This window comes from Streptomyces sp. NPDC059371, assembly GCF_042751995.1.
Taxonomy (GTDB): domain Bacteria; phylum Actinomycetota; class Actinomycetes; order Streptomycetales; family Streptomycetaceae; genus Streptomyces.
On record NZ_JBHYXD010000014.1, the window covers coordinates 30,280 to 54,859 of the forward strand.

Here is a 24,580-nt window from a genome sequence, read left to right on the forward strand (position 1 = left end):
GCGGCACGTGCGCCCGCTCGCCGCCGGCGGGGGGCCGTCCCCGGCGGCCTCGCCTTGTGCGGGGGGGGGGGGGGGCGGCGGCCGCGCGTGGGGCCCCCCCCCCCCCCCGGCTCCCGGCCGGTCCGGCCGGGGGGTGTTCCCCCTAGGAGCAGTACTGGGCGGCCTTGCCGATGGACCGGTACATGCAGTCGGCGTTCTCCAGGAGCTGGAGCACCGCGTCCCGGTTGCGGGAGGTCTCCCGCTCGATGACCTCGTCGGGCGGGTAGAAGCCGCCGCCGGAGCTGGACGTCGGGTACATCTCGAAGGTGTAGTCGAAGATCTTCTGGGTGCCCCAGAGGTAGTCGTCGATCGAGCCGTCCGTGATGTACAGGTCACTGGCCTGCTCGGCCGTGTACCCGTTGCTGGCGGCCATCTTCTGGCCGATGGCCTTGAACGCGGCGGCGTCGTCCGCCGTCATCCCCGTCGCGGTGTCGGCGGTGGTGTACCCGAACGGCCAGAGCACCAGCTCGCTGTAGGTGTGGAAGTCGATTCCCGCGGTGATCTGCTGCTTGCCGCCGACGACCCGGCCGCGTACGAAGTCCGCGACCACCTTCACCTCGGGCGCCGACTCGGCCGACGCGCCGCGGTAGGTCTCGGAGGACTTGGAGGACGAAGAGCCGCCGCAGCAGCCCCACTTGTAGTTCCAGTTCCGGTTCAGGTCCGTACCGACGTACGAGGAACCGGAGTTGGGCTGGCGGTTCTTGCGCCACGAACGGTACGAGCCGCTCGCGATGTCGTACTCGCCGCCGTCCGGGTTGAGGTCCGGGACGATCCAGATCTCGCGGTTGTTCACCATGCTCGTTACCCGGGAGTCGCTGCCGTAGCCGGCCCCGAGCTCGCGCAGCAGATAGAGCGCCATCTCCACGGTCAGGTGCTCGCGGGCGTGCTGGTGGAAGGTCAGCAGGACCTCGGGTTCGCTCTCGTCGGTCGCCACGTTGTCGCTGACCTTGATGGCGACGATGTCCCGGCCCTGGTAGGACTTGCCGATCACCCGCTTGCTCATGATGCCCGGGTAGGCCCCGAGCCGCTGGTCGATCTCCGTGTTCATCTCGGCGTAGTTGTGGTACTTCGAGTCCGCCGTCGGGAAGTCGAACAGCCGTACGTCATCGGCGGACGAGCGGTCGGGCGCCGCGCCCAGCGGAGTGACGTCGTAGCCCTGCCGGCGCAGTGTGGCGATCTGGTCGGCGCGGCCCGAGACGACGACGGTCTCCTCGTCGGCCTCGTCCACGGTGACGCCCGACCGCTGGATCTGCGTCCGGGACGCGGAGGTCGAACCCTGGTGGATCTCGTACTGCCTGATGTCGTCGGACGAGGGCGCGAGGGCCCTGGCCCCGCTCGCCGTGGCGTCGGTGGCGGTGGCCGTCAGGGGAGCGGCGAGAGCGAGGGCCGCGAGGACGGCGAGGGCGGCGCCGCGGCGGCCGCCTCTGCTTCTGCCGCCGGAGCTGCCACTGCCACGTGGGCGAAATCGCATGAAGTCTCCTTGTTTCTCCGGAAAATTCCGGGATCTCCGGAATGTAGGGGAGCGGAGCTGGGGGGTGGCGCAAGGTGACGTGTCTGGTGCCGGTGTGGCGCTCATGGTGGGGGTTGTGGCATGAGCAGGTCAAGAGACGACAAAGCGCTGTCGGCGGGAATCGGCCGCGCGGAACGGCACCGGCCCCGCTCGCCGCGACTGCGGCGAACGGGGCCGGAAGGAGCACCGCCGGGGAAGGGGTGACGCGGGTGGTCCGGAACTACAGGGCGTGCACGTGCGGGCCCACCGCGTTCGACCAGGCGTTGCCCGCGGAGGCGTCCCAGTTGGTCGACCAGGTCATCGCGCCGCGCAGGCCCGGGTAGGCCTTGGCGGGCTTGAACGAACCGCAGTTGGTGAGCTTGGTCAGGCAGTCGAGGGCGTTGTTCACGACGGTCGGGGAGACATAGCCGCTGCCCGCGCCGCTGGTGGAGGCGGGGAGGCCGAGGCCGACCTGGGACGCGTCGAGACCGCCCTGGAGCTGGATGCAGGCGAGCGCCGTCAGGAAGTCGACCGAGCCCTGCGAGTAGACCTTGCCGTCGCAGCCGAGCATCGAACCGCTGTTGTAGTACTGCATGTTGACGACGGTGAGGATGTCCTTGATGTTCAGCGCGGTCTGGAAGTAGGAGTTCGACGTGGACTGCATGTCGATGGTCTGCGGGGCCATGGTGATGACCAGGGACGAGCCCGCCTTCCCGGACAGCGAGCGCAGCGCCTGGGACATGTAGGTCGCGTTGAGACCGTTCTCCAGGTCGATGTCCACGCCGTCGAAGCCGTACGTCTGCATCAGGGAGTAGACGGAGTTGGCGAAGTTCGTGGCCGAGGCGGAGTCGCTCACCGAGATGGTGCCGTTCTGGCCGCCGATGGAGATGACGACCTTCTTGCCCGCGGCCTGCTTGGCCTTGATGTCGGCCTTGAACTGGTCGACGGTGTACCCGCCGAGCCCGGCCGAGTCGAGCGTGAAGCTCACGGCGCCCGGCGTGCTCGTGGCGTCGGCGAACGCGACGGCGATGATGTCGTACTGCGACTGCACGGCGGAGAGCTTCTGCACGGTCGCGCCGTTGTTGAAGTTCTGCCAGTAGCCCGTCACGGCGTGCGCGGGCACGGTGCCCCCGCCCCCGCCACCAGAAGCGGTCGTCTTCCCGGTGACGGCGGACGACTTCGCCGACTCACCGGCCGAGTTGGTCGCGCTGACCTGGAACGAGTACGACGTCGAGGCGGAGAGCCCGGAGACGGTCGCGGAGGTGCCGGTCACCGACTGGACCTTGGAGCCGCCCTGGTACACGTTGTAGCCGGTCGCGCCCGACACGGTGTTCCAGGCCAGGGAGACCGACGAGGAGGTCGTGGAGGGCACGGCGAGGCCCGCGGGGGTCGCGGGGACCGTCGGGGCCGGGTCGCCGCCACCGCCCCCGTCGGGGCCGAACACCGAGAAGTCGTCGGCGAGGTAGGCGGGCTGCCCGTACCAGCCGTGCGTCCAGACCGTCACCGACGTCGTCGAGGCGCCGGTGGTGAAGGTGGTCGAGAGCTGCGTCCAGGTGGTGTTGGGTGTCCAGGTCGACACGTCCGTCGTCCCCGTGCCGCTCGCCCCGAGGTAGGTGTAGGACCCCTGGACCCAGGCGCTCAGCGTGTACGTCGAGTTGGGCTTCACGGCGACGGACTGGGAGCACTGCGCGTAGTCCTGTCCCGCGGGCGTGCCCTTCAGGGCGGCCGAGCCGCTGTGGACCGGCGAGGAGACGGTCGCGCCGCTGCCCGCCGAACAGGTCCAGTTGCTCAGGCCGGACTCGAAGCCGGCGTTCTTGACGTTGTTGACGTCGGCGGCCTGGGCCTGACCGGCCAGGCCCGTGAGGGAGAGGACGGACGCGGTGACGACGGCGGCCAGGGCTCCCGCCCATCTCCGTCCGGGCATACGGATGACGCGGTCCACTGGGTCCTCCAGGGAGAGGTGGGGGAGGGGAGGGGGAACGGAACGGTGGCCACCGCCGGTGGATACAAGTTGGTCCAGACCAATCTGGTTGTCAAGACCTGCGGCACTCTCAACACCCTTATGTGGAGCCCCAGTTGTTTTGAGACGGCTTACTCTCCGTTGATCACGCCCGCACCTTCGGTGAGATGATCTCGGAGATTCGGTGTTGAGCGGGCCATGCCGTGGATATGGTGCTGATGCAAGAGGGCGTCACCGTGGCGATCCGCGGCCGTTGATGGAACGACTGTGACGCTCTATGGCGACAAAGGGGCGATCTGAGGCGGTGGTTGACCACCCCGCCGCAGCGAACGGGGTGTGTGCAGCGTGCCGACCGCGATAGCCGTCACCAGTCCCGATCTGGTGCTCCCACCGCACGACCGGCAGACCCCGCCGGCGGCCGTCCAGCCGCTCGGCACCCTGGAGGACTCCCTCACCGGGATGCACGCGCTCATCGAGCAGCACGGGTATGTCATCGCCCTCTACCCGGCCTCCGCCGAGACCGCCGTCACCCGGCGGCTGCACACCGTCCGCTCCGTCCTGGAGAGCGACCGCATCGCACTGCTCGGCATCGACCTGCCACCGCTCGGGATCGCCCTGCTGGCCCAGCAGTTGCGCCAGCTCTCGGTCTGCGACTTCAGTCCCGGCGTCCTCGCCTCCGCCGCCCGGCTGCTCGCGCACTACATCTACGCCGGTGCCCTGCTCGGCTCGGTCGCCAAGCTCGACCGGGTCCCGGTCTCCCTGAAGTCGCACGCCAAGTCCTGGGTGCCGGGCGCCCAGTTCGCCGTACTGGCCAATCCGCGTGCCGAGCTGATCAGAGTCGGCCAGGAGGACCTGCCCGGACCGGAGTTCGGGACCCGGCTGCTCTCGGCCGCCGGCCAGCCGCCCTCCGACTGGGTCACCTCCACCCTCGCGCCCGCCTGGCAGGTCCAGGGCGCCGCGACCGTCCCGCTGCCCGAGGAGTCGGTCCGCTGGTGGGGGACGAACCGTCTCGTCGAGTTCGCCGCCGGACTGTACGACGTCTCCGTCCTCTACCAGCTCGTCTCCTCCGTCCGGCGGGACGAGTGCCGCTGGTGCGGCCTCGAACTCATCGGTGACCGCTGCGGGTTCTGCGCCGCCCCGCTGCCGCCGCCGCCCTCGGCGCAGGAGCTTCCGGCCACGACCGTCCGGGCAGCCTCTCCGGTACGCGCCCTGCCCCGCGGTGCCACATAGGCCCCCCGGGCCCGTCCGAGCCGCACACCAGGCACGACCGCACACGCACCGGCACGACCGAACAGCGCACCAGGCACGACCCGCACAGCACATCAGTACGACCGCACAGCACATCAGGCACGACCGAACAGCGCATCAGGCACCACCCGCCCGGCCCCGCCGTCCCCGCAGATCGAGGTTGTCCTGAACATGCTGCATCAACCCGGAGGTCAGCCCCCGGATCCCCGGCAGGAACGACAGCCCGGTCCGCTTCCCGGCACCGCCCCACGAGGAGAGATTCAGTGAACTCGCGCCAGCGCCGCGGCGTCATCCTGCTGGTCCTCTCGGTCCTGTGCGCCCTCGGCGCCTTCGCCGGAGTCCTCTCGGTGATCCGCGACGTGAACTCCAAGGTCGGCCCGGAGGTCACGGCGTACCGCCTCAAGGGCGACATCGCGCCCTACAAGGAGCTGACGGCCGACCAGTTCGAGAAGATCTCGATGCCCGAGCGATGGCTGTCGTCCACCGCCGTCACCGACCTCTCCCGGATACGCGGGAAGATCGCCGTGACCCGGCTGGAGAAGGGCTCCCTGCTGCAGGCCGACATGATCGTCGACAAACCCCGACTGGCCGCGGGACAGCAGGAGATCGCCATCATGATCGACGCCTCGACGGGTGTCGCGGGAAAGATCGATCCCGGCTCGCGGGTCAACATCTACGCCACCTTCAAGGCGGAGAACGACAAGGGCAGGGACCAGTCCAAGGTGATCGTCGAGAACGCCCGCGTCATCGACGTCGGCAAGCTCACCGCCCTCGAACCCGACCAGTCCAGCGCCGACCGGCGCAACAGCGCCGCCCAGGCCGTCCCGATCACCTTCGCGCTCGGCACCGCGGACGCCCAACGCGTCGCGTATGCCGAGTCGTTCGCCGCGCACGTCCGGCTCGCCCTGGTCGCCGGCGGCTCCGACACGATCGTGGCGCCCGGCGACCGTACGTACACCCTCGACGAGGACAAGTAGGAGGCCGCGCATGAGGTCCATGCCCACGGGGCGGTGTCCGGGGCCGCGTACGAGGCCGCGTACGAGGAGGCCGGCCGCCGCGACGCGGACGCGGCCGGCACCGGGCCTCCGGTCCGGGACACGGCGGCGGGTGCCGGGGGTGCCGTCGCCCGCCGCGGCACAGGGCACAGGGGCCGGCGCGCGGCACGCGAGCGAGGAGCTTCGCCGATGACCATCCGTATCCTTCCCGCCGTCGGCGACATCGACTCGGCCCGTGCGCTCACCACCCTGATGAGCCAGCTCGCCGACACCGAACCCGCCCCGCCCGTACCCGACTCGACAGCCCTCCTCGACACGCTCGCGCGCCTCGCCGCCGAGTCCCTCGACGAACTCCCCGAGGTCGTCCTCGTCCACGAACGCATCGGGCCCGTACCGGCGTTGGACCTGATCCGCGACCTCGTGATGCGCTTCCCGGCCGTCGGTGTCGTCCTCATCACCGCCGACACCAGCACCGGCGTCCTCACCGCCGCCATGGACTCCGGCGCCCGCGGCATCATCGGCCTGCCGCTGGGCTACGACGCCCTCGCCGAACGCGTCCAGGCCGCCGCCGCCTGGTCCGCCGGAATGCGCCGCCACCTGCACAGCGGCGCGCCCGAGGTCTACGCGGGCCCCGGCGGCACCGTCGTCACGGTGACCGGCGCGAAGGGCGGCGTCGGCGCGACCGTCACGGCCGTCCAGCTCGCCCTCGCCGCGAAGGCATCGGGACACAACGTGGCGCTGCTCGACCTGGACCTGCAGTCCGGGGACGTGGCCTCGTACCTCGACGTGCAGTTCCGCCGGTCGGTGGCCGACCTCGCGGCCATCACCGACATCAACGCGCGCGTCCTCCAGGACGCCGTCTACACCCACGACAGCGGCATCGCCCTCCTGCTCGCGCCCGCCGAGGGCGAACGGGGCGAGGAGGTCACCGACCGGGTGACCCGCCAGATCCTCGGCGCGCTGCGCTCCCGCCACGACGTCGTCGTCGTCGACTGCGGCTCCCAGATGAACTCGGCCACCGCCGCGGCCGTCGAGATGGCCGACCGGGCCCTGCTCCTCGTCACCCCCGACGTCATCGCCGTACGCGCAGCCAAACGCATGGTCCGGATGTGGGACCGCCTCCAGATCCGCAAGGCGGAGGAAACCACGACCGTCGTGAACCGCTTCGCCCGCGGTACGGAGATCCAGCCGTCCCTCGTCGAACGCGTCACCGGCACCAAGGTCGCCCGCTCCACGGTTCCCGCCGCCTTCAAGGAACTCCAGTCCGTCGTCGACGCGGGCCGGCTGCAGGACCTGGACGCCCGCTCGACCGTCAAGCAGGCGCTGTGGTCGCTCGCCGCCGAGCTGGGCCTCGTCGTCCCCCAGGAGGGCGGGGCGGGCGGCAAGCGCCGCAAGACGTCGGCCGCGGACCGGGGCGCGCTCTCGCTCCGCGGCCGGGGCGGCGACCGGGGAGCGGTCACTCTCGAATTCGCCGGGATGTTCCCGCTGCTCCTGGTCGTCATGACGATCCTGTGGCAGTGCGTGCTGTACGGGTACTCGTACTCGCTGGCCGGGAACGCGGCCGACGAGGCGGCACGCGCCGCCACCGCGGCCCACGCCGTCCACGGCGACGTCCCGGGCGCCTGCGCCGCCGCCGGGAGCGAGCACCTGCCGGGCTCCTGGAAGGACGCGGACATCTCCTGCACCGCTTCGGGCCCGGTCATGGAGGCCACCGTCGAGGTCGACGTCCCGCTGTTCTTCCCGGGCTTCGACGCGGGCTTCCACGTACGGGGCGAAGCGGGCGCGGCGCTGGAAGGGGACGACGGATGAGGACGCACCCGCGGACGGTGACCGGCACGCCCCCGACCCGCCACGCAGTCCCACCCGCACCTTCGCGCCGCCTCCGGGGCGACCGGGGCGTCTCCATCCTGGAGTTCGTCGGGTTCCTGCCGATCCTGCTGCTCGTCGGGCTGGCGGCCATCCAGCTCGGGCTCATCGGGTACGGCGTCAACCAGGCCGGTACCGGGGCGCGGGCCGCCGCGCGGGTCGCCTCGCAGGGCGGCGACGGCGGGGCGGCGGGAACGGCCGCCGTGAGCGGATGGCTCGACCCGAATGTGTCGTTGGAGGGAGGTCCCGGGGCCGACCTCACCACGGCCACGGTCACGGTCACGGTCCCGAACGTCATCCCCCTCTTCGACCGTTACCCCGTCACCCGCCACGCCACCATGCCCACCGACGACTGACCGGGAGGAGCCGACACCATGAGCCTGCGATCCCGCATCGCACCCGACGAGGGGGGACCCGCCCGTGAGGACGGACACCTCGTCGCCGTCTACCGCGCCAAACTCCTCGAGGAGATCGACCTCGCCGAGATGTCCAGCCTGGCGGCAGCCGAACGCCGGGTCCGGCTCGAACGCGTCCTCGGCCACATCATCAGCCGCGAGGGCCCGGTCCTCTCCACCGCCGAACGCTCCCAGCTCATCCGCCGCGTCGTCGACGAGGCGCTGGGACTCGGCGTCCTCGAACCGCTCCTCGCCGACGCGTCCATCACCGAGATCATGGTCAACGGCCCGGACTCGATCTTCGTCGAACGGGCCGGCCGCGTCGAACAGCTCCCGCTGCGCTTCGCCTCCAACGAGCAGCTCATGCAGACCATCGAACGCATCGTCTCGACGGTCAACCGCCGCGTCGACGAGTCCAACCCGATGGTCGACGCCCGCCTGCCCACCGGCGAACGCGTCAACGTCATCATCCCGCCGCTCGCCCTGACCGGCCCCACCCTCACCATCCGCCGCTTCCCCCGCGCGTACACGCTCCCCGAGCTGATCGGCCTCGGCTCCCTGGACGAGCAGACGCTCATGCTGCTCGCCGCCTTCGTCCGGGCCCGCTTCAACGTCATCGTCAGCGGCGGCACCGGCAGCGGCAAGACCACCCTGCTCAACGCGCTCTCCGGGCTGATCCCCTCCCACGAGCGCATCATCACGATCGAGGACTCCGCCGAACTCCAGCTCCAGCAGGAGCACGTCATCCGCCTCGAATCACGCCCCCCGAACGTGGAGGGCAAGGGCCAGATCACCATCCGCGACCTGGTCCGCAACTCCCTGCGCATGCGACCCGACCGCATCATCGTCGGCGAGGTCCGCGGCGGCGAGACCCTCGACATGCTCCAGGCCATGTCGACCGGCCACGACGGCTCCCTCGCCACCGTCCACGCGAACTCCGCCGAGGACGCCCTCATGCGCCTGCAGACCCTGGGCTCGATGTCCGAGGTCCAGATCCCCTTCGAGGCGCTCAAGGACCAGATCAACTCCGCCGTCGACGTCGTCGTCCAGCTCTCCCGGCACGCCGACGGCTCCCGCAAGGTCACGGAGGTCGCGCTGCTCGTCTCGCACGGCCGCGAACAGTTCCGGGTCACCCCCGTCACCCGCTTCGTGCCCCGCCCGGTCGGCGCCGACCGCGTCGTGCGGGGCCACTTCGAGCACCTTCCGCTCCCCCGCCCGGTCGCGGAGAAGCTGTACGTCGCCAACGAGCCGCTGCCGCCCGCCTTCGGCGTCGCCGAGGCCATCGACGTACTCAACACGAGGCAGGCGATCGGATGACGCCCCTCACCTCCGAAGGGAGGCAGCCATGAACGACCCCGCACTCCTCGCCCTCGGCGGGACGCTCCTCTGCGGCACGCTCGCCGTCGCCGGCGTGCACACCTTCGCCTCGGGCCGTGCCCAGCGACGGGACCTCCTCGACCGCCTCGCCGGCGGCGGCCGGCTCCCGGTGGCGGGCGGCAGGCCGCGCCGCTTCGCGGGCGTCGACCGCAGACTGCGCCGCACCCGCCTCGGCCGCACGATCCACCTGCGCCTGACCGCCACGGGACTCGATCTCACGGCGGGGGAGTTCTTCACCTACGTCACCTCCGTGGTCGTCGCCCTGTGGCTGATCGCGGCCTCGACCCTCGCCCCCTTCTTCGGGCCGATCGCGGCCCTCCTCGGCGTGTGGAGCGCGGCCGTCTTCCTCAACTGGCAGCGCCAGAAGCGCATCGAGGCGTTCATCAACCAACTCCCCGACGTGGCACGCCTGCTGGCGAACGCGACGGCGGCCGGCCTTGCCCTGCGAACGGCGCTCGCCATGGCCGCGGAGGAGCTGGAGGCCCCGGCGGGCGAAGAACTGGCGCACGTGGCGGACCAGTTGATGCTGGGCCGCACGATCGACGACGCCCTCGGGGAACTCTCGGAGCGACTGCCCTCCCGCGAGCTGATCGTCCTCGTCACCACCCTCGTCCTGGCCAACAAGGCCGGCGGCTCCGTCGTCAGCTCCCTGCGCAACCTCACCCAGACCCTGGAGGACCGCAAGGAGACCCGCCGTGAGGTCCGCACGATGCTCTCCGAGGTCAACGCGACCGCCTTCACGGTCCCCTTCCTCGGTATCGGCTCGCTGGTGCTGATCAACTCCTCGAACGAGGGAGCCCTCGCCCGCGTCACCGGCTCCCCTCTCGGCCAGGGCCTCGTCCTGCTCGCCCTCGGCCTCTACACCGTGGGCTTCTTCGTCATCCGCCGGCTCGGCAAGATCGAAGTGTGAGGGAGGGATCACCATGCTGCCGCTGCTGCTCGCCGTCCTGATGGGCGCGGCCGTCGCGGGCGTCCTCCTGGGCGTCCGGATGATCCGCTCCGAGGTCAAACTCCCCAGCGACCTCCAGCTCGCCCTGGAGGTCGGCGGCACCCGTGTCTCGGTCGCGGACTCGGCCGTCGACCGTCTCGGCATGCGCTTCGCGCCGACCGTCCTGCGTCTGATGGGTCCCCGGCGCGTGGACGCCAAACGCCGGCGCATCGACATGGCCGGCAACCCCGGTGGTCTGACCCTGAACCGCTACGCGGCCCGCCGCGCGGTGTACGGCGTCTTCGGTGTCGTCCTCGGGCTGGTCTTCCTCTCCAACGGCCAGCTCCTCTTCGCCGTCCTCACGTTCGCCTTCGGGCTGGTCGCCGCGGACGCCCTCATCTGGCAGGCCGTCCGGGAGCGCAAGGAGGTCATCGACCGCACCCTGCCCGACTTCCTCGACGTCCTCGCCGTCGTCGTCTCCGCGGGCCTCGGCTTCCGGCAGGCCCTGGACCGCGTCGCGGAGAAGTACGAGGGACCCTGGGCGGACGAACTGCGCATCACCCTGCGCCAGATGGACATGGGCGTCAGCCGCCGCCAGGCCTTCGACGAACTGCGCAGACGCAACTCCTCCGAGCAGGTGGCCCAGTTCGTCTCGGCGCTCCAGCAGGGCGAGGAACTCGGCTCCCCGATCGCCGAGACCCTCATCCAGCTCGCCACCGACATGCGCCGCACCGACGCCCAGAACGCCCGCCGCCGTGCCGCCAAGACCATTCCCAAGGCCACGATGGTCACCCTGGTGTTCATGCTCCCGGCGACGATGATCCTCATCGCGACCGGCATGTTCCTGGGCTCGGGCACCGACTTCGGCTCGATCCTGGGGCGCTGATGAGGAGCCTTCCGAGGAGCCGGGGTGACGCGGCCCGCGAACACCCGCGCCGGTCCCTCGAACTCGCGCGAAGCCGCGGGCGCCGGTCGGCCCGACTCGCGCGAGACCGTGCGCGCCGGTTCCTCCGGCTCGCCCGGACCCGCGAACAACGGGGCACCGGCTACCTCGCGGACGACGCGCCCGCGCCCGGCGGCATCCGCCTCCAGCTCAACGCCCTCCAGGCCCTGTGCCGGCAGGCCTTCGCGGTCCGACTCGCGGCCGTCGTGGTCGGCGCGCCCTTCGCGATGACGAACGCCACGGGCGGCCTCCTGCGTTACGCGGTCCTCGCGGCCGCCGTCCTCGGCGTCATGGGCTCCTACGCCATGCTCCGGGACTGGGACCGCTTCGGCCCCCGCCTCCTCGCCCACCCGACCCTGATGGGCCTGGACCTCACCTTCGGCGCGGTCCTGCTCCTCACCGCGTCCCCGGCCTCCCCCCTCGCCTACGCCACGGTCTGCACCCCGCTCCTGTCCGGCCTGCTCTACGGCTGGCGCGGCGCGGGCGTCTTCACCGGATTCCAGCTCACCGTGCTGCTCACGGTGTTCAGGGCCTGGGAACACCGGCCGGGAGCGGGTTCCAACACCCTGCTCATCGCGGGCTTCTGCGTCGGCGCCGGCATCATCGGAGTCACCCTGCGCAATCTGCTGTTCCGCTTCGGCACGGCGGGACAGGCCCTGGCCGAGGCGACCAGCAGGCTCGCCGTCGCGGAGGCCGTGGAGTCCGAACGGGCCCGCCTGGCACGCGAGATGCACGACTCCGTGGCCAAGACGCTGTACGGGCTCGCGCTGGCCGCGGAGGCGCTGGCCGCCTCCGCGGAAGGCGCGGACCCGGGGGCGCTCAAACGCCAGGCGACCGCCGTCGCGGCGGCGGCCCGCCTCGCCGCCGCCGAGTCCCGCACCCTCCTGACGGACCTGAGGCGGCACAGCGACCTGACCGATCCGGACATCGACCTCCTGCCCGAACTCGGCGCCATGGCAGCCGACTTCGAGGCACGCACCGGCCTCACCCCGGTCGTACGGCACCGGGGCGCGCCCCCGGTCCTGCCCAGCAGCGCCGCCCACCACGTCCTCGCGATCGTCTCCGAGGCTCTGGAGAACGCCCACCGCCACGCGGACGCGGGCGTGCTGACCGTCGAACTCGACGTTTCCGCAAGCGCGTTCGCACTTCTCGTCCGCGACGACGGCGTCGGTCTCCCGGCTCCGGCGACCCCCGCCATGCTCACCGCCTGGACGAGATCCGGCCATTTCGGCCTGCTCGGCATGACGGAGCGGGCCGCGTGCGTCGGTGGCCTCATCAGGCTGGACCGGCCCCTCGGCGGAGGCACCGAGGTCCGGCTGACTCTCCCGCTCCAGACGGCCGTCCTTCCCGCTCCCCCCACTTCCCAAGAGGAGGCCGCACATGTCTGACCAGGCACTTTCCGGCCCGTCCCTGCGTGTCCTCGTGGCCGACGACAACCCGGTCGTACGAGCCGGCCTGACCGCACTGCTGGACGCGCACCCCGACATCACGGTCGTCGCGGCGGCAAGGGACGGGGCGGAGGCATTGGACCGTGCCGCCCTCCTCGTCCCCGACGTGGTCCTGCTCGACGTCCGGATGCCCGGCACGGACGGCCTCACCGCACTGCCCGCACTGTGCGCGATCTCGCCCGTGATGATGCTGACGTACAGCCGCGAACCCGAGGTCGTGGCGGAGGCCCTGCGCAAAGGCGCGTCCGGCTACCTCGTCCATGGCGAGTTCACGGCGGCCGAACTGATCTCCGCCGTACGGGAGATGCGCCACGGACGCCCGACTGTCCCGGATTCACTCGGAGTTTCGTACCAACCCCACTCGTTCTCTTCGCATCTGCAACCGGCTGTGGCACAGTCTTCGGAGGCTCGGCCCTTACCGGCGGCGGGACTTCACCGCCATGCCGTCCATCAGTCCGAGTTCGGCCTGAGTTCGAGGGAGGTGGAGGTGATGGACCTCATCGCGGCCGGCATGAACAACCGCCAGATCGCCGCCACCTGCTTCATCGCGGAGAAGACCGTAAAGAACCACATCAATCGCATCTTCGCGAAGCTGCACAGTTCCTCGCGGAGCGAAGCGATCGCCCACTGGCTGGGTACGGCGCACGAGGGGTGGAGCCGATGACTCCGTCCCGCGTATCCCACCAGCGAAGTTGGGCCCCTGGGCCCACTCGCGGTAGGCGACTTCTCACGTACGGTGCTCGGGTCGCTAGTGGCCTCGGCAGGGAGGGCAGTCCTGATGAACAGGTTCACCGCATGGACCCGAACGGTGATCGCCCGGACACGGGGCGCCCACCGGGACGCGGGGGCGGGGTTCGTGGAGTACGCGGGCCTGATGATCATCATTGCGGGGATCTTCACGTTGATCGACAGCCTGGGACTGGACGGGCTGATCTCGCAGGCGATCTTGAACGCCGTGAACGACGTTATCGGCGGCTGACCCTTGTCGGAACGGGGAGCGACCGAGGTCAGACGCTCCCCATCTACATCTGGCTGACGGGGATCCTGCTCTTCGCCGCGTTCGCCTTCTTCGCCTTCGCTCAAGCAGCGTCCGCCCGCAATGGAGCTCAATCCGCGGCGGACGCTGCGGCGTTGGCGGCCGCACAGGACTCCCGCGATGAACTCATCCAGGGGCTGACGGGAGCCATCGGTACGGACGACGACTGGCTGGACTGGCTCGACGGCGACAAGTTCCAGGGCACGGGGGCCTCGGCCGCCGCCGACCGACTGGCCGCCGAGAACGACTCGACGGTGCAGGGCGGGGTCCAGCCCACCTTCGTGAACGGATTCCCCGGCTATCGCGTGGCGATCAAGACCCTCTACACGGTCGGCAAGTCGATCATCCCGGGCACGGAGAGCCGTCATGCCACGGCCCACGCGACGGCGGTCATCGAGCCGCGCTGCACCTTCGCCACCGACGCGGACCCCAAGAAGCCCGTGCGGCTGGATTGTGCCGGGCACAGTGTGGACATCGATCCCGAACATTTCCATTCGGACGACCTTCCCGACGCGTCCGTGCTGTTCTCAGTGCATCTGGCCGAGTGAGAGGAAGCCGTACCGATGGATCTCCGGCACACCATGAAGGGCCGCAGGGTCATGGCCGCGGTGGCGATCAGTACCGGATTGCTCCTCACGGTGTCCGGGTGCGGCGGTGGAGACGGCGGCGACAAGCCGAAGGCTGCCTCGTCATCCTCCCGGTCGGGCGCGGAGGGCGGCGCGAAGCAGGCGTCACCGACAGCGAGCCAGGACCAGGTACTGGCCGAAGTCAAAGGTGATAGCGGTATCACCCTTGCAGTCACCTCGGCCAAGCGCGACCAGGGAGGCTTCGTGACCGTCGAAGGGACGGTCACGAACAACACCGACAATGTCTGGATCGCGGCGGACTGGCGTGGTGACGAACGGGAGTTGTCGAAGAACGGGGCATCCATCGCCGGCGCCAGCCTGATCGACCAGAAAGGCAAGAAGAAGTACCTCATCCTCCGGGACACCTCGGGCCGCTGCCTGTGCACCCAGTTCACCGGCGGCGTCCGCCAGGGCGAATCCACCCAGTGGTTCGCCCAGTTCCCCGCACCCCCCGCCGGAACGAGTGCCGTCGACTTCCAGGTCGGCTCCATGCCACCCGCCTCCATCGAGATCTCCGAGGGCTGACCCATGGCCCTCCCGCCCCGCGCCGCCGCGACGACGTTCACGGCCCTCGTCGTCCTGATCACCCTCGGTCTGCCGGGGCCCGCCTCCGCGGACGGCGGTGACCCCAGTGCCCCGCCCGGCAGCGTCACCACGTCCCCGCCCCCCGACGTCGACGCCAACAGCCCGGGGCTCAAGCTCGCCGACGGCGCGACCCTTGCGCCCGCCAAGGTGCTGGACATCAAGTCGGTCGTGGAGGACCTGGGCGGCGAGGAGCGCCGGGAGGACACCAACGAGGACGTGACGTTCGCCCTCCAGGCGGAGGTCCTGTTCCCCAAGGACAGCTCCAAGCTCAACCCTGACTCCCAGTCCCGTATCCAGGCGATCGCCGACGAGATCAAGGCCCAGCACGCCACGACCGTCCGCGTCTTCGGATTCACCGACAACCTCGGCTCGTACGCGCACGGCCTGACCCTCTCCAAGAAGCGCGCGGAAGAGGTGCACGACCGGCTGGCCGCCGCGCTCGGCACGGCGGAGTCGGACGTCACCTTCGAGGTGCGGGGCTACAGCGAGGACTACCCGATCGCGGACAACACCTCGGAACAGGGCCGCCGCAAGAACCGCCGGGTGGAGGTGACCTTCCCGAGGGGCGCCGCGGACGGGAACAGCGCCTGACGCGCGCGTCACCTTCTTCCGCGCCCGGCCTCCTGGCACCATTCCCCGACGAACGGGTCGCACACGAGGTCGATGGAGTCAGCCATGAGGAAGATCGTGTTGATGTCGTCGGTGTCCCTCGACGGATACATCGAGGGCCCGAACCGCGAGATCGACTGGCACCGGGTCGACGCCGAACTGCACCAGCACTTCAACGACCTGGTCAGAGGCTTCGGTGCCCTGATGTCCGGACGGGTGACCTACGAACTGATGGCCTCCTACTGGCCGACGGCCGACAAGGACCCGGACATCAGCCCGGAGATGGCCGAGTTCGCCGGGATCTGGCGGAACATCCCCAAGGTGGTGTTCTCGCGGACGCTCGAACGCGGCACGGGGCACACCACGGTCGTACGGGAGGTCGTTCCCGAGGAGATCCTGGCGCTCAAGGCGCAGGAGGGCGGCGACCTCGCGCTCAGCGGCGCCGATCTCGCCGCGGAGTTCCTGCGGCTGCGCCTCGTCGACGAGATCAGGCTGTACGTGCACCCCGTCCTCATCGGCGCCGGCAAACCGCTGTTCCCCGAGTCCGAGGCCCCGACCGACCTCCGCCTCATCGAGACGCGGACCTTCGGCAACGGCGTCAGCCTCCTGCGCTACGAGCGCGACACCGCCGCGGATCCGGGCGATGCCACCGGGACGGCCGGAACCGCCGGGACAGAAGGCGCGTGAAGCGGTTGTCCGTGACGGTCGGCCTGGGTAGGAAGGCGGCATGACGTCGCTCGGTGTTGTCTTCCGGCCCCAACTGCCCCCCGAGCGGCTGCGCGCCCTGGCCCGTGAGGCGGAGGAGGCCGGGCTCGAGGAGCTGTGGCTGTGGGAGGACTGCTTCCTCGAAGGCGGCATCTCCGCCGCCGCGGCGGCACTCGCCTGGACCGAGCGCCTGCGGGTGGGAGTCGGACTGCTGCCCGTCCCGCTGCGGAACGTCGCCGTCACGGCGATGGAGGCCGCCACTCTGTACCGGCTGTTTCCCGGGCGGGCCGTCGTCGCGGTCGGCCACGGCGTCCAGGACTGGATGGGACAGGTCGGGGCGCGGGCCGAGTCGCCCATGACGTTGCTGCGGGAGCATCTCGACGCGCTGCGCGCCCTGCTGCGCGGCGAGCGCGTGACCACCGAGGGGCGGTACGTGAAACTCGACGGAGTCGCCCTCGACTGGCCGCCCGCGGAGGTGCCCGAGGTCCTCACCGGCGCCACCGGGCCCCGTACGCTCCGCCTCGCCGGACAGGCGGCCGACGGCACGGTCCTCACCGCCTCGACCACCGCCGACGGGGTACGGAGGGCCCGCCGACTCATCGACGAGGGACGGCGGGCGGCCGGCCGGACGGAGGAGCGCCACCGGGTCGTCGTCTATCTGCTCACCGCCACCGGGGACGGCGCCGCCGACCGGCTGCGTGCCGAGATCGAGGCCGACGGCGAGAGCGCCGTCCCGGGCCGCGGGGTCGCGGGTGACGCGGACGCCGTCGCCGAGGCCGTCCGGCGTCTCGTGGACGCCGGCGCCGACACGGTCGTCCTCCAGCCCACCGCCGACGAGCCGGACCCCGAAGGCTTCGTCCGCTTCGCGGCGGAACGGGTCCGCCCGCTGATCCCTGCGGCAGATTGACCGAAAACCCCCCAATGAAGGTCACTCGGCGTGAGATGTCCCTCCGGGTGACGGACGGCGGGCCGGGCGGGCGGCACGCCGTGTACGGAACATCTGCACGCGGTTTCCACATCGTTATCGATCGGCTGTCGCCAGGGATGTTTGGCTGACGTAAGTTCAGACCAAGGTAATTCGCGTGAGCAAAGCTGCGCGTGTGGCACCGCGCAGAGGAGGGGGCTGCGCGGTGCTGCCTTCCCTGGTGACGTGATGTCAGGCGTGCCGGACCGTGATCCGCGCGCCGCGCCGCACGCCCCAGCGCTCCATCGCCCCGGCCTCCGCCTCCAGGACGTGCCGGGCCCGCGGCCGCGGCAGCCCCAGTCGGCCCGGACGCATCGTGCGTACCGCCAGGACCCGAGACGACCGGTCCAGATAGGCGACGTCGATCGCGAACCGCATCCCCAGGGTGTGCACCGAACTCGCCGGTGTGAGCAGCAGCGCGCCCTCGATCCCCGAGCGTCCGAGCAGTCCCCGCCGCCGGGCGCGCGCCGTGGCGGCCAGCTCCAGGGGCACCGGCTCGGGCGTCCCCTCCGGTGTGTCCGTCGTGAACGTGGCCATGGGTGCGAAGTTAGCGGGCGGGTCAAGCGAGGGCGCCACGCGGATCACCCGCCCGGAGTACGGACGGGTGCGGCGGCGCCACGCCGCGGAAACGGGCACGAACCCATTGGATCTCTGCCGATCCTCCACGATTCCCTTTGAATCAGCCATGATTCAGCCATGATCACACCCGGAATCCATGGTTCCGCGCTCATCATGGCGTTGCGGGACGACTCCGGAGAGTAGTTGTGGCACGCGGATGCACGCAGCATCACTTACGAAGGGTTATGGTGGAAACCCCCCCTCGGGCCGGTCCGTCTCCCCCCCACGGACCGGCCCGTTTTTTGTGCCCGTGACGGCCCGCCCCGCGGGCGCCCCCGTGCGCCCCTCGGGCGGGCCGCCGCATGCCGCCCGGGATTCCGGTGACTCAGTGGCGTTGGGCCCAGATGTTCGTGCCCTGCGTCGACACCGCGAACGTGTCGATCTCCCTCAGCTCCTCGTCGGTGAGCCGCGGGGCGGCCAGCGCCTCCAGGTTCTCCTCCAGCTGCCGCACGCTGGACGCGCCGATGAGGGCGGAGGTCATCCGCTGGTCGCGCAGCACCCAGGTGAGCGCGAGCTGGGCGAGCGACTGGCCGCGCCGGGCCGCGATGTCGTTCAGCCCGTTCAGCCGGCGCGCGACCTCGTCGCTCAGCAGGCCCGGGTCCAGCGACTTGCCCTGGGTGGCGCGCGAGCCCTCCGGGATGCCCTGGAGGTACTTGCCCGTCAGCAGACCCTGCGCGAGCGGCGCGAAGGAGATGCAGCCCATACCGGCCGCCTCCAGCGTGTCGAGCAGACCGTCGTCCTCGGTCCAGCGGTTGAGCATCGAGTACGAGGGCTGGTGGATGAGCGGACGGACGCCCATCCCGGTCAGGATCCGGGCCGCCTCCGCCGTCTGCTCGCTGCTGTACGAGGAGACGCCGACGTACAGCGCCTTGCCCTGCCGGACGGCGGACGCGAGCGCGCCCATCGTCTCCTCCAGCGGGGTGTCCGGGTCGAAACGGTGGGAGTAGAAGATGTCGACGTGGTCGAGGCCCATCCGCTTCAGCGACTGGTCCAGCGAGGCCAGCAGGTACTTGCGGCTGCCCCACTCGCCGTACGGGCCGGGCCACATGTCGTAGCCCGCCTTGGTCGAGATGACCAGCTCGTCCCGGTACGGGGCGAAGTCCTCCTTCAGCAGCTTGCCGAAGTTCAGCTCCGCCGAGCCGGGCGGCGGCCCGTAGTTGTTGGCGAGGTCGAAGTGGGTGACGCCGAGGTCGAAGGCGCGGCGCAGGATCGCGCGCTGGGAGTCCAGCGAACGGTCGTCGCCGAAGTTGTGCCACAGGCCGAGCGAGACCGCGGGCAGTTTGAGCCCGCTGCGGCCCGTACGCCGGTATTCCATCGAGTCGTACCGCTCCGTTGCGGCCCGGTACAGAGTGGGGTCGTTCATGGGGACGAACCTATGCCAGGGTGCGCAGGCCCCTCGGGAGCCCTCGCGTTTCGCGGGGGTAGGCTTCGCCCCGGGGGACCGCCATATGGACAGGGACTGTGCTCGGGCGCGTCTGTCCGATCCGCACAAAGGGGCTGACAACACGTGACCTTGCGCGACAACCTGCGCCGCCTGCTGGTCAGGTTCTATGCACGCAGGGTGGAAGGCCACCTCGACCACGACCAGGTGCCCAAGCACATCGGCGTCATCATGGACGGCAACCGCCGCTGGGCGAAGGCCGCCGGCTCGACGACGGCCCAGGGACACCGGGCCGGAGCGGACAAGATCGAGGAGTTCCTCGGCTGGTGCGCGGAGACCGATGTCGAGGTCGTCACCCTGTGGCTGCTGTCCACCGACAACTTTGACCGCCCGCAGGAGGAGCTCGGTCCGCTCCTCGGCATCATCGAGGGCGTCGTCCGCACCCTGGCGGCCGACGGCCGCTGGCGGGTGCACCACGTCGGGACGCGGGACATCCTGCCCTCCCCGATGCAGTCGGCGCTCAAGGAGGCCGAGGAGGCCACCGCGCACGTCGAGGGCATAGTCGTGAACGTGGCCATCGGCTACGGCGGCCGTCAGGAGATCGCCGACGCCGTGCGCTCGATGATCCTCGACGCCGCCGACAAGGGGATCTCGATGGAGGACCTCGCGGACCGTGTCGACGTCGACCTCATCGGCAAGCACCTCTACACCGGTGCCCAGCCCGATCCCGACCTGGTGATCCGCACCAGCGGCGAGCAGCGGCTGTCCGGATTCATGCTCTGGCAGACCGCCCACTCCGAGTACTTCTTCTGCGAAGTCTTCTGGCCGGCCTTCCGGAAGGTCGACTTCCTGCGTGCCCTGCGCGACTACGCGGCGCGACACCGCCGCTACGGAGGCTGAAACACCGGGTGTCCCGCGTGCTTCGGGACACCCGGGAGGGACGCACGTCATCGGGAGTTAACGAACGCGCCGTCATCTGCCCTGGCATGGCTTGGCTCGTTCGAGGGCATAAGCCTTGCAGGTCGACGCCCGAACCACGGGTGTCGTATCTCAGCGGACGGCACGGGGCCGTCCGCCCGGGAGGCCCTTTGCACCAGCCCGATCGTGCGGTCAGCACGGACGAAGCGGAGGGCCGGTTTTCGGCCCGTGCATCGGTGCCGCGAACCGGTCCAGCTCTCCTTCGTCGCTCCCCGACCTCATCCGAGGGGGTACGTCCTTCCGTGGTGACCAGCACAAAGCGCCGCACGCCAGACCGGCGCACCTATGTTCTCGACACCAGCGTCCTGCTGGCCGACCCGAATGCCCTGAGCCGCTTCGACGAGCACGAGGTAGTGCTTCCGATCGTCGTGGTCACAGAGCTGGAGGCCAAGCGGCACCATCCCGAACTCGGCTACTTCGCCCGGCAGGCGCTGCGCCTGCTCGACGAGTTCCGGGTCCGGCACGGCCGCCTTGACTCCCCGATCCCCGTAGGGGACCTCGGCGGGACGGTGCGCGTCGAGCTCAATCACTCGGACCCCAGCGTCCTGCCCAGCGGCTACCGCCTGGGGGACAACGACTCCCGCATCCTCGCGGTCGCCCGCAACCTGCAGGCCGAGGGATACGACGTCACCGTCGTCTCGAAGGACCTGCCGCTCAGGATCAAGGCGTCCTCGGTGGGTCTCCTCGCCGAGGAGTACCGCGCGGAGCTCGCCATCACGGGCTCGTCCGGTTGGACCGGGATGTCCGAACTGGCCCTGTCCGGGGAGCAGGTGGACGTCCTCTTCGAGGAGGGGCACGCCTACGTCCCCGAAGCGGCCGGTCTGCCCGTGCACACGGGGCTGACGATCCAGTCGGAGCGCGGCAAGGCCCTCGGCCGTGTCACCGCCGAGGGCAACGTCCGGCTCGTGCGCGGCGATCGTGAGGCGTTCGGCATCAAGGGCCGCAGTGCCGAGCAGCGCATCGCGCTCGATCTGCTGCTCGACCCGGACATCGGGATCGTGTCGATGGGCGGCCGGGCCGGCACCGGCAAGTCCGCGCTCGCGCTGTGCGCGGGCCTGGAGGCCGTCCTCGAACGCCGCCAGCACCAGAAGGTGATGGTCTTCCGGCCGCTGTACGCGGTGGGCGGGCAGGAGCTCGGCTATCTGCCCGGCTCCGAGTCCGAGAAGATGAGCCCCTGGGCCCAGGCGGTCTTCGACACGCTCTCCGCGGTCACCAGCCGCGAGGTCATCGAGGAGGTCACCGCGCGCGGCATGCTGGAGGTCCTGCCGCTCACGCACATCCGCGGCCGCTCGCTCCATGACGCGTTCGTGATCGTGGACGAGGCCCAGTCCCTGGAACGGAACGTCCTGTTGACCGTTCTGTCCCGTATCGGCGCCAATTCACGGGTTGTTCTGACCCATGACGTGGCACAAAGGGACAATCTGCGCGTCGGGCGTTACGACGGAGTGGTCGCCGTCGTAGAGAAGTTGAAGGGCCATCCGCTCTTCGCGCACGTCACGCTGAATCGTTCCGAGAGGTCCCAGATTGCGGCACTCGTGACCGAAATGCTGGAGGACGGGCAGATCTGATCCCGGCTGTCCCACCTGGTCAAAGGGTGGCGAGTACACGCTGGTTGGCGCCGTCCGGCAAAGGCGAAGAGCCTAGCCGGGCGGCGTCCTGCTGCGCCGGTGTTTCCATGAAACAGCCGAGGCAAACGGGGTGTGAGCTTTCACACGTGACGCGGAATTGCCGTGCGGCGTCGCGCAACGGCTAGAGTCTCACTCCTGTCAGGCCCCGCATACGACACACCTGTACCCCCAGCGGTACGGAACACCGGAACCTCAGAACTCCATAGAGCCGTCGTATGCCGCCCGCGCACCACGCGGCGCTCCCTCAGCGGGAGTTGCCCACCGGGCCCGTGTCTCCCCGTGACCCCGCAGTTGGGAGGCCAGCGCCGAGGGGCACGATTGCGTCCGCGAGGGTCACCTAAACGGGCGATGCTGGAAGGAAACCGTGTGAGCCGGATTTCGGTCCGGGGATTCGCAGTGGCTTCGGCCACCGCGGTCACCGCTGTCGGAAGCGTGGTCGGAGTTGCCTCGGGCAGCGTCGCCCAGCCCTCGAACGATGCCGAGGCGACGGCGAGCGACTCGACTCTCCTCGCAGACATACCTGCCGGCCAGCAGGCCCAGGTGCAGACCGCGTCCCTGACGCAGCAGGCCGATGCCCAGGCCATCGCCGCCGACGCGAGCGCGAAGAAGGACGCGGAGGCAGCCGCCCGCAAGCAGGCTGCCGACGACGCCGTCGCGAAGCAGAAGGCTGCGGCGAAGGCGGAGAAGGATGCCAAGGAGCGCAAGGAAGCCGAGGAAGCGGCCAGCCGCTCCGCGACGCGTGACGCCTCCAGCTTCTCGGTCAAGTCCTCGTACACCGTCGCCCAGATCCAGGCGATGGCGGCTCAGATGGTGCCGAGCGGTCAGTTCCAGTGCTTCAGCAACATCGTGAATCACGAGTCGAGCTGGAACTACCACGCGGTCAACGCCTCCTCGGGTGCCTACGGTCTGTTCCAGGCCCTGCCCGCGGGCAAGTACGCGTCCGCCGGGTCCGACTGGCAGACCAATCCGGCCACCCAGATCAAGTGGGGCCTCAGCTACATGAACGGCCGGTACGGCAGTCCGTGTGAGGCCTGGTCGTTCTGGCAGGCCAACAGCTGGTACTGAGGTCCACGCCGTACACCGGCGGCTCAACCTTGCGAAGCCCCTCCCCGTCCTAGGGGGAGGGGCTTCGGCCATGTACGGTCGGACCCGACGACTCCAGGGGGAGTGGTGGGGAGCGGCGGGGGAAGAGGACGCATCATGTCGCGTGTACCAGGATGGCTCGGACGGATCGGCGCCGGACTCACCGAGCTGGGAGAGCGGTTGGACGAACGCCGCGCCGAGGTCGAGCTGGAGTCGCGGGGCCCCGTCGACGGTGAGGCCGGCCTCGACAGGTCCGCCCCCCTCGACGCACCCGGCACCCACGCGAAGATCTCCGGCACCCACGCGAAGACTCCCGGGACCTCCGGTACCCCCGACGGCCCGGTGGCGGACGCCGACGCCTCCGCGCTCCCGGTCCAGCGCCCCTCCGAGGAGCAGGCCGCGGTACTCGCGTACGCACCGCAGCCCCACCGTCCCGACCCCGCTCTCGCCGTGCCGTGGGGAGTGCGCGTCGCCGCCGAGGCGAGCTGGCGGCTGCTCATTCTCGCGGGCACCGTCTGGGTGCTGATGCGGGTCATCAGCGCCGTCCAGCTCGTCGTGCTGGCCTTCGTGGCCGCGCTGCTCATCACCGCGCTGCTCCAGCCCACGGTGGCCCGGCTCACGCGTTACGGGGTGCCGCGCGGACTCGCCACCGCGCTCACCGCGATCCTCGGCTTCGTCATCATGGGGCTGGTCGGCTGGTTCGTGGTCTGGCAGGTCCAGGAGAACATCGACAACCTCTCCAACCAGATCCAGGACGGCATCGACGAGTTGCGCAAGTGGCTCCTCAAGGGCCCGTTCCACGTCACCGACAAGCAGATCAACAAGATCGCCAAGAACCTCCGCGAGGCGATCGGCGCGAACACGGACCAGATCACCTCGGCGGGTCTGCAGGGCGTGACGGTGATCGTCGAGGCTCTCACGGGCATCCTGCTGACGATGTTCTCGACCCTCTTCCTGCTCTACGACGGCAAGCGAATCTGGGAGTGGTCGCTGAAGCTCGTCCCGGCCGCCGCCCGGACCGGGGTCGCGGGCGCCGGCCCGCGCGCGTGGCGCACGCTCACCGCCTACGTCCGCGGCACGGTGATAGTCGCCATGATCGACGCGATCTTCATCGGCCTGGGCCTCTACTTCCTCAAGGTCCCCATGGCCGTGCCGCTCGCCGTCTTCATCTTCCTCGGCGCGTTCATCCCGCTGGTGGGCGCGGTGATCTCCGGGGCGCTGGCGGTGGTGGTCGCGCTGGTGACCCAGGGCGTCTTCGTGGCCGTCATGACGCTCGTCGTGGTCCTCGCCGTCCAGCAGATCGAGGGCCACATCCTGCAGCCCTTCATCCTGGGCCGCGCGGTCCGCGTCCACCCCCTGGCGGTGGTCCTCTCGGTCGCCGCCGGTGGCATGGTCGCCGGCATCGGCGGAGCGGTCGTCGCGGTCCCGCTGGTCGCGGTGACCAACACGGTGGTCGTGTACCTGCGTTCGTACGCCGGTGAGGCGGAGCTCCGGCACACCCCCGAGCCCCGCGGCGCGACCGCGGTGGACGCCTCCCCGGCCCACCGGCCGACCTCGTAGCGAGCTCGAACGAAACGCACGGGGCCCCGCCCACCGACCTGGTGGGGGGGGGCCAGTTTATGCCTGTGGCGGACAACACCGCGAGGTGCCCCACCGCGTCCAGCGGGGGGGCGGCGGCC

At 70.4% G+C, this 24,580-nt stretch carries 23 protein-coding genes; 19 read left to right on the plus strand and 4 right to left on the minus strand.

The window, feature by feature from the left end:
• Window positions 1-142: 142 nt before the first annotated feature.
• Both ACFXGX_RS10970 and ACFXGX_RS10975 read right to left on the minus strand, forming a co-directional pair.
• Window positions 143-1,510: a M14 family metallopeptidase gene (locus ACFXGX_RS10970; protein ID WP_384787966.1), complete on the minus strand. Its 1,368-nt coding sequence runs from the start codon at window positions 1,508-1,510 to the stop codon at window positions 143-145.
• Between the two features lie 259 nt (window positions 1,511-1,769).
• Window positions 1,770-3,452 (minus strand): chitinase, encoded by a 1,683-nt coding sequence (locus tag ACFXGX_RS10975; protein ID WP_384787969.1) that lies wholly within the window; start codon window positions 3,450-3,452, stop codon window positions 1,770-1,772.
• A gap of 381 nt (window positions 3,453-3,833) precedes the next feature.
• On the opposite strand from ACFXGX_RS10975, the gene ACFXGX_RS10980 reads away from it, so the two are divergent.
• The 15 genes from ACFXGX_RS10980 (at window position 3,834) to ACFXGX_RS11050 (ending at window position 17,156) form a co-directional block, all read left to right on the plus strand.
• On the plus strand, window positions 3,834-4,718 hold the full coding sequence (locus tag ACFXGX_RS10980; RefSeq protein ID WP_384787972.1) for a hypothetical protein: 885 nt from the start codon (window positions 3,834-3,836) through the stop codon (window positions 4,716-4,718).
• Between the two features lie 281 nt (window positions 4,719-4,999).
• Window positions 5,000-5,713: a Flp pilus assembly protein CpaB gene (gene cpaB, locus ACFXGX_RS10985; RefSeq protein WP_384787975.1), complete on the plus strand. Its 714-nt coding sequence runs from the start codon at window positions 5,000-5,002 to the stop codon at window positions 5,711-5,713.
• Window positions 5,714-5,920: 207 nt separating this feature from the next.
• Window positions 5,921-7,540 carry a CpaE family protein gene (locus tag ACFXGX_RS10990; protein WP_384787978.1) on the plus strand — a complete coding sequence of 540 codons (1,620 nt, stop codon included), beginning with the start codon at window positions 5,921-5,923 and terminating at the stop codon, window positions 7,538-7,540.
• Window positions 7,537-7,953, plus strand: coding sequence for a TadE family protein (locus ACFXGX_RS10995; RefSeq protein ID WP_384787981.1), 417 nt, complete (start codon window positions 7,537-7,539; stop codon window positions 7,951-7,953). The genes ACFXGX_RS10990 and ACFXGX_RS10995 overlap by 4 nt, the downstream gene beginning before the upstream one ends.
• Window positions 7,954-7,971: 18 nt before the next feature.
• A complete protein-coding gene (locus tag ACFXGX_RS11000) occupies window positions 7,972-9,309 on the plus strand; it encodes a CpaF family protein (RefSeq protein WP_384787984.1) in 1,338 nt (445 codons plus the stop codon).
• Window positions 9,310-9,337: 28 nt separating this feature from the next.
• Window positions 9,338-10,279: a type II secretion system F family protein gene (locus ACFXGX_RS11005; RefSeq protein WP_384787986.1), complete on the plus strand. Its 942-nt coding sequence runs from the start codon at window positions 9,338-9,340 to the stop codon at window positions 10,277-10,279.
• A 13-nt stretch (window positions 10,280-10,292) separates the two neighbouring features.
• Window positions 10,293-11,183: a DUF5936 domain-containing protein gene (locus ACFXGX_RS11010; RefSeq protein WP_384787990.1), complete on the plus strand. Its 891-nt coding sequence runs from the start codon at window positions 10,293-10,295 to the stop codon at window positions 11,181-11,183.
• The gene (locus ACFXGX_RS11015) at window positions 11,183-12,628 is read left to right on the plus strand and encodes a sensor histidine kinase (RefSeq protein ID WP_384787993.1); all 1,446 of its coding nucleotides are present in this window, start codon (window positions 11,183-11,185) and stop codon (window positions 12,626-12,628) included. The genes ACFXGX_RS11010 and ACFXGX_RS11015 overlap by 1 nt, the downstream gene beginning before the upstream one ends.
• On the plus strand, window positions 12,621-13,352 hold the full coding sequence (locus tag ACFXGX_RS11020) for a response regulator (RefSeq protein WP_384787996.1): 732 nt from the start codon (window positions 12,621-12,623) through the stop codon (window positions 13,350-13,352). The genes ACFXGX_RS11015 and ACFXGX_RS11020 overlap by 8 nt, the downstream gene beginning before the upstream one ends.
• A 114-nt stretch (window positions 13,353-13,466) precedes the next feature.
• The gene (locus tag ACFXGX_RS11025) at window positions 13,467-13,667 is read left to right on the plus strand and encodes a hypothetical protein (protein WP_384787999.1); all 201 of its coding nucleotides are present in this window, start codon (window positions 13,467-13,469) and stop codon (window positions 13,665-13,667) included.
• Window positions 13,664-14,272 carry a pilus assembly protein TadG-related protein gene (locus ACFXGX_RS11030; RefSeq protein WP_384788225.1) on the plus strand — a complete coding sequence of 203 codons (609 nt, stop codon included), beginning with the start codon at window positions 13,664-13,666 and terminating at the stop codon, window positions 14,270-14,272. The genes ACFXGX_RS11025 and ACFXGX_RS11030 overlap by 4 nt, the downstream gene beginning before the upstream one ends.
• Before the next feature lie 15 nt (window positions 14,273-14,287).
• Window positions 14,288-14,875 carry a hypothetical protein gene (locus ACFXGX_RS11035; protein ID WP_384788002.1) on the plus strand — a complete coding sequence of 196 codons (588 nt, stop codon included), beginning with the start codon at window positions 14,288-14,290 and terminating at the stop codon, window positions 14,873-14,875.
• Between the two features lie 3 nt (window positions 14,876-14,878).
• Entirely contained in the window at window positions 14,879-15,526 is a 648-nt protein-coding gene (locus ACFXGX_RS11040; protein WP_384788005.1) for an OmpA family protein, read from the plus strand.
• Between the two features lie 84 nt (window positions 15,527-15,610).
• A complete protein-coding gene (locus ACFXGX_RS11045) occupies window positions 15,611-16,231 on the plus strand; it encodes a dihydrofolate reductase family protein (RefSeq protein WP_384788008.1) in 621 nt (206 codons plus the stop codon).
• Between the two features lie 40 nt (window positions 16,232-16,271).
• Window positions 16,272-17,156, plus strand: coding sequence for an LLM class flavin-dependent oxidoreductase (locus tag ACFXGX_RS11050; protein ID WP_384788011.1), 885 nt, complete (start codon window positions 16,272-16,274; stop codon window positions 17,154-17,156).
• 249 nt (window positions 17,157-17,405) lie between these two features.
• Here the strand turns inward: ACFXGX_RS11050 and ACFXGX_RS11055 are convergent, their stop codons facing one another.
• Window positions 17,406-17,750 (minus strand): DUF192 domain-containing protein, encoded by a 345-nt coding sequence (locus ACFXGX_RS11055; RefSeq protein WP_384788014.1) that lies wholly within the window; start codon window positions 17,748-17,750, stop codon window positions 17,406-17,408.
• A gap of 406 nt (window positions 17,751-18,156) precedes the next feature.
• On the minus strand, window positions 18,157-19,194 hold the full coding sequence (gene mgrA / locus ACFXGX_RS11060; protein WP_384788016.1) for an L-glyceraldehyde 3-phosphate reductase: 1,038 nt from the start codon (window positions 19,192-19,194) through the stop codon (window positions 18,157-18,159).
• 144 nt (window positions 19,195-19,338) lie between these two features.
• Here mgrA and ACFXGX_RS11065 point away from each other — a divergent pair, with 144 nt between their 5' ends.
• The 4 genes from ACFXGX_RS11065 to ACFXGX_RS11080 all read left to right on the plus strand — a co-directional run bounded on the left by ACFXGX_RS11065 (window position 19,339) and on the right by ACFXGX_RS11080 (window position 24,461).
• Complete coding sequence (locus ACFXGX_RS11065; protein WP_384788019.1) at window positions 19,339-20,112, plus strand: isoprenyl transferase; 774 nt, start codon at window positions 19,339-19,341, stop codon at window positions 20,110-20,112.
• Between the two features lie 320 nt (window positions 20,113-20,432).
• Window positions 20,433-21,758, plus strand: coding sequence for a PhoH family protein (locus ACFXGX_RS11070; protein WP_384788022.1), 1,326 nt, complete (start codon window positions 20,433-20,435; stop codon window positions 21,756-21,758).
• Between the two features lie 426 nt (window positions 21,759-22,184).
• Window positions 22,185-22,883: a lytic transglycosylase domain-containing protein gene (locus ACFXGX_RS11075; RefSeq protein ID WP_384788025.1), complete on the plus strand. Its 699-nt coding sequence runs from the start codon at window positions 22,185-22,187 to the stop codon at window positions 22,881-22,883.
• 135 nt (window positions 22,884-23,018) lie between these two features.
• Window positions 23,019-24,461, plus strand: a complete 1,443-nt coding sequence (locus tag ACFXGX_RS11080) for an AI-2E family transporter (protein ID WP_384788028.1) — start codon at window positions 23,019-23,021, stop codon at window positions 24,459-24,461.
• The last annotated feature ends 119 nt before the right edge of the window (window positions 24,462-24,580 follow it).

Excerpts from the sequence above, each read along its gene's own strand:
- ACFXGX_RS11040 (WP_384788005.1), top strand. The coding sequence starts at position 14,879 with ATGGCCCTCCCGCCCCGCGCCGCCGCGACGACGTTCACGGCCCTCGTC.
- ACFXGX_RS11055 (WP_384788014.1), bottom strand. The coding sequence starts at position 17,750 with ATGGCCACGTTCACGACGGACACACCGGAGGGGACGCCCGAGCCGGTG.
- ACFXGX_RS11015 (WP_384787993.1), top strand. The coding sequence starts at position 11,183 with ATGAGGAGCCTTCCGAGGAGCCGGGGTGACGCGGCCCGCGAACACCCG.
- ACFXGX_RS11025 (WP_384787999.1), top strand. The coding sequence starts at position 13,467 with ATGAACAGGTTCACCGCATGGACCCGAACGGTGATCGCCCGGACACGG.
- ACFXGX_RS11035 (WP_384788002.1), top strand. The coding sequence starts at position 14,288 with ATGGATCTCCGGCACACCATGAAGGGCCGCAGGGTCATGGCCGCGGTG.
- ACFXGX_RS10975 (WP_384787969.1), bottom strand. The coding sequence starts at position 3,452 with ATGCCCGGACGGAGATGGGCGGGAGCCCTGGCCGCCGTCGTCACCGCG.
- ACFXGX_RS11005 (WP_384787986.1), top strand. The coding sequence starts at position 9,338 with ATGAACGACCCCGCACTCCTCGCCCTCGGCGGGACGCTCCTCTGCGGC.
- ACFXGX_RS10990 (WP_384787978.1), top strand. The coding sequence starts at position 5,921 with ATGACCATCCGTATCCTTCCCGCCGTCGGCGACATCGACTCGGCCCGT.
- ACFXGX_RS11045 (WP_384788008.1), top strand. The coding sequence starts at position 15,611 with ATGAGGAAGATCGTGTTGATGTCGTCGGTGTCCCTCGACGGATACATC.
- ACFXGX_RS11000 (WP_384787984.1), top strand. The coding sequence starts at position 7,972 with ATGAGCCTGCGATCCCGCATCGCACCCGACGAGGGGGGACCCGCCCGT.
- ACFXGX_RS11020 (WP_384787996.1), top strand. The coding sequence starts at position 12,621 with ATGTCTGACCAGGCACTTTCCGGCCCGTCCCTGCGTGTCCTCGTGGCC.
- ACFXGX_RS11010 (WP_384787990.1), top strand. The coding sequence starts at position 10,293 with ATGCTGCCGCTGCTGCTCGCCGTCCTGATGGGCGCGGCCGTCGCGGGC.
- ACFXGX_RS10970 (WP_384787966.1), bottom strand. The coding sequence starts at position 1,510 with ATGCGATTTCGCCCACGTGGCAGTGGCAGCTCCGGCGGCAGAAGCAGA.
- mgrA (WP_384788016.1), bottom strand. The coding sequence starts at position 19,194 with ATGAACGACCCCACTCTGTACCGGGCCGCAACGGAGCGGTACGACTCG.
- ACFXGX_RS10995 (WP_384787981.1), top strand. The coding sequence starts at position 7,537 with ATGAGGACGCACCCGCGGACGGTGACCGGCACGCCCCCGACCCGCCAC.
- ACFXGX_RS11050 (WP_384788011.1), top strand. The coding sequence starts at position 16,272 with ATGACGTCGCTCGGTGTTGTCTTCCGGCCCCAACTGCCCCCCGAGCGG.
- ACFXGX_RS11080 (WP_384788028.1), top strand. The coding sequence starts at position 23,019 with ATGTCGCGTGTACCAGGATGGCTCGGACGGATCGGCGCCGGACTCACC.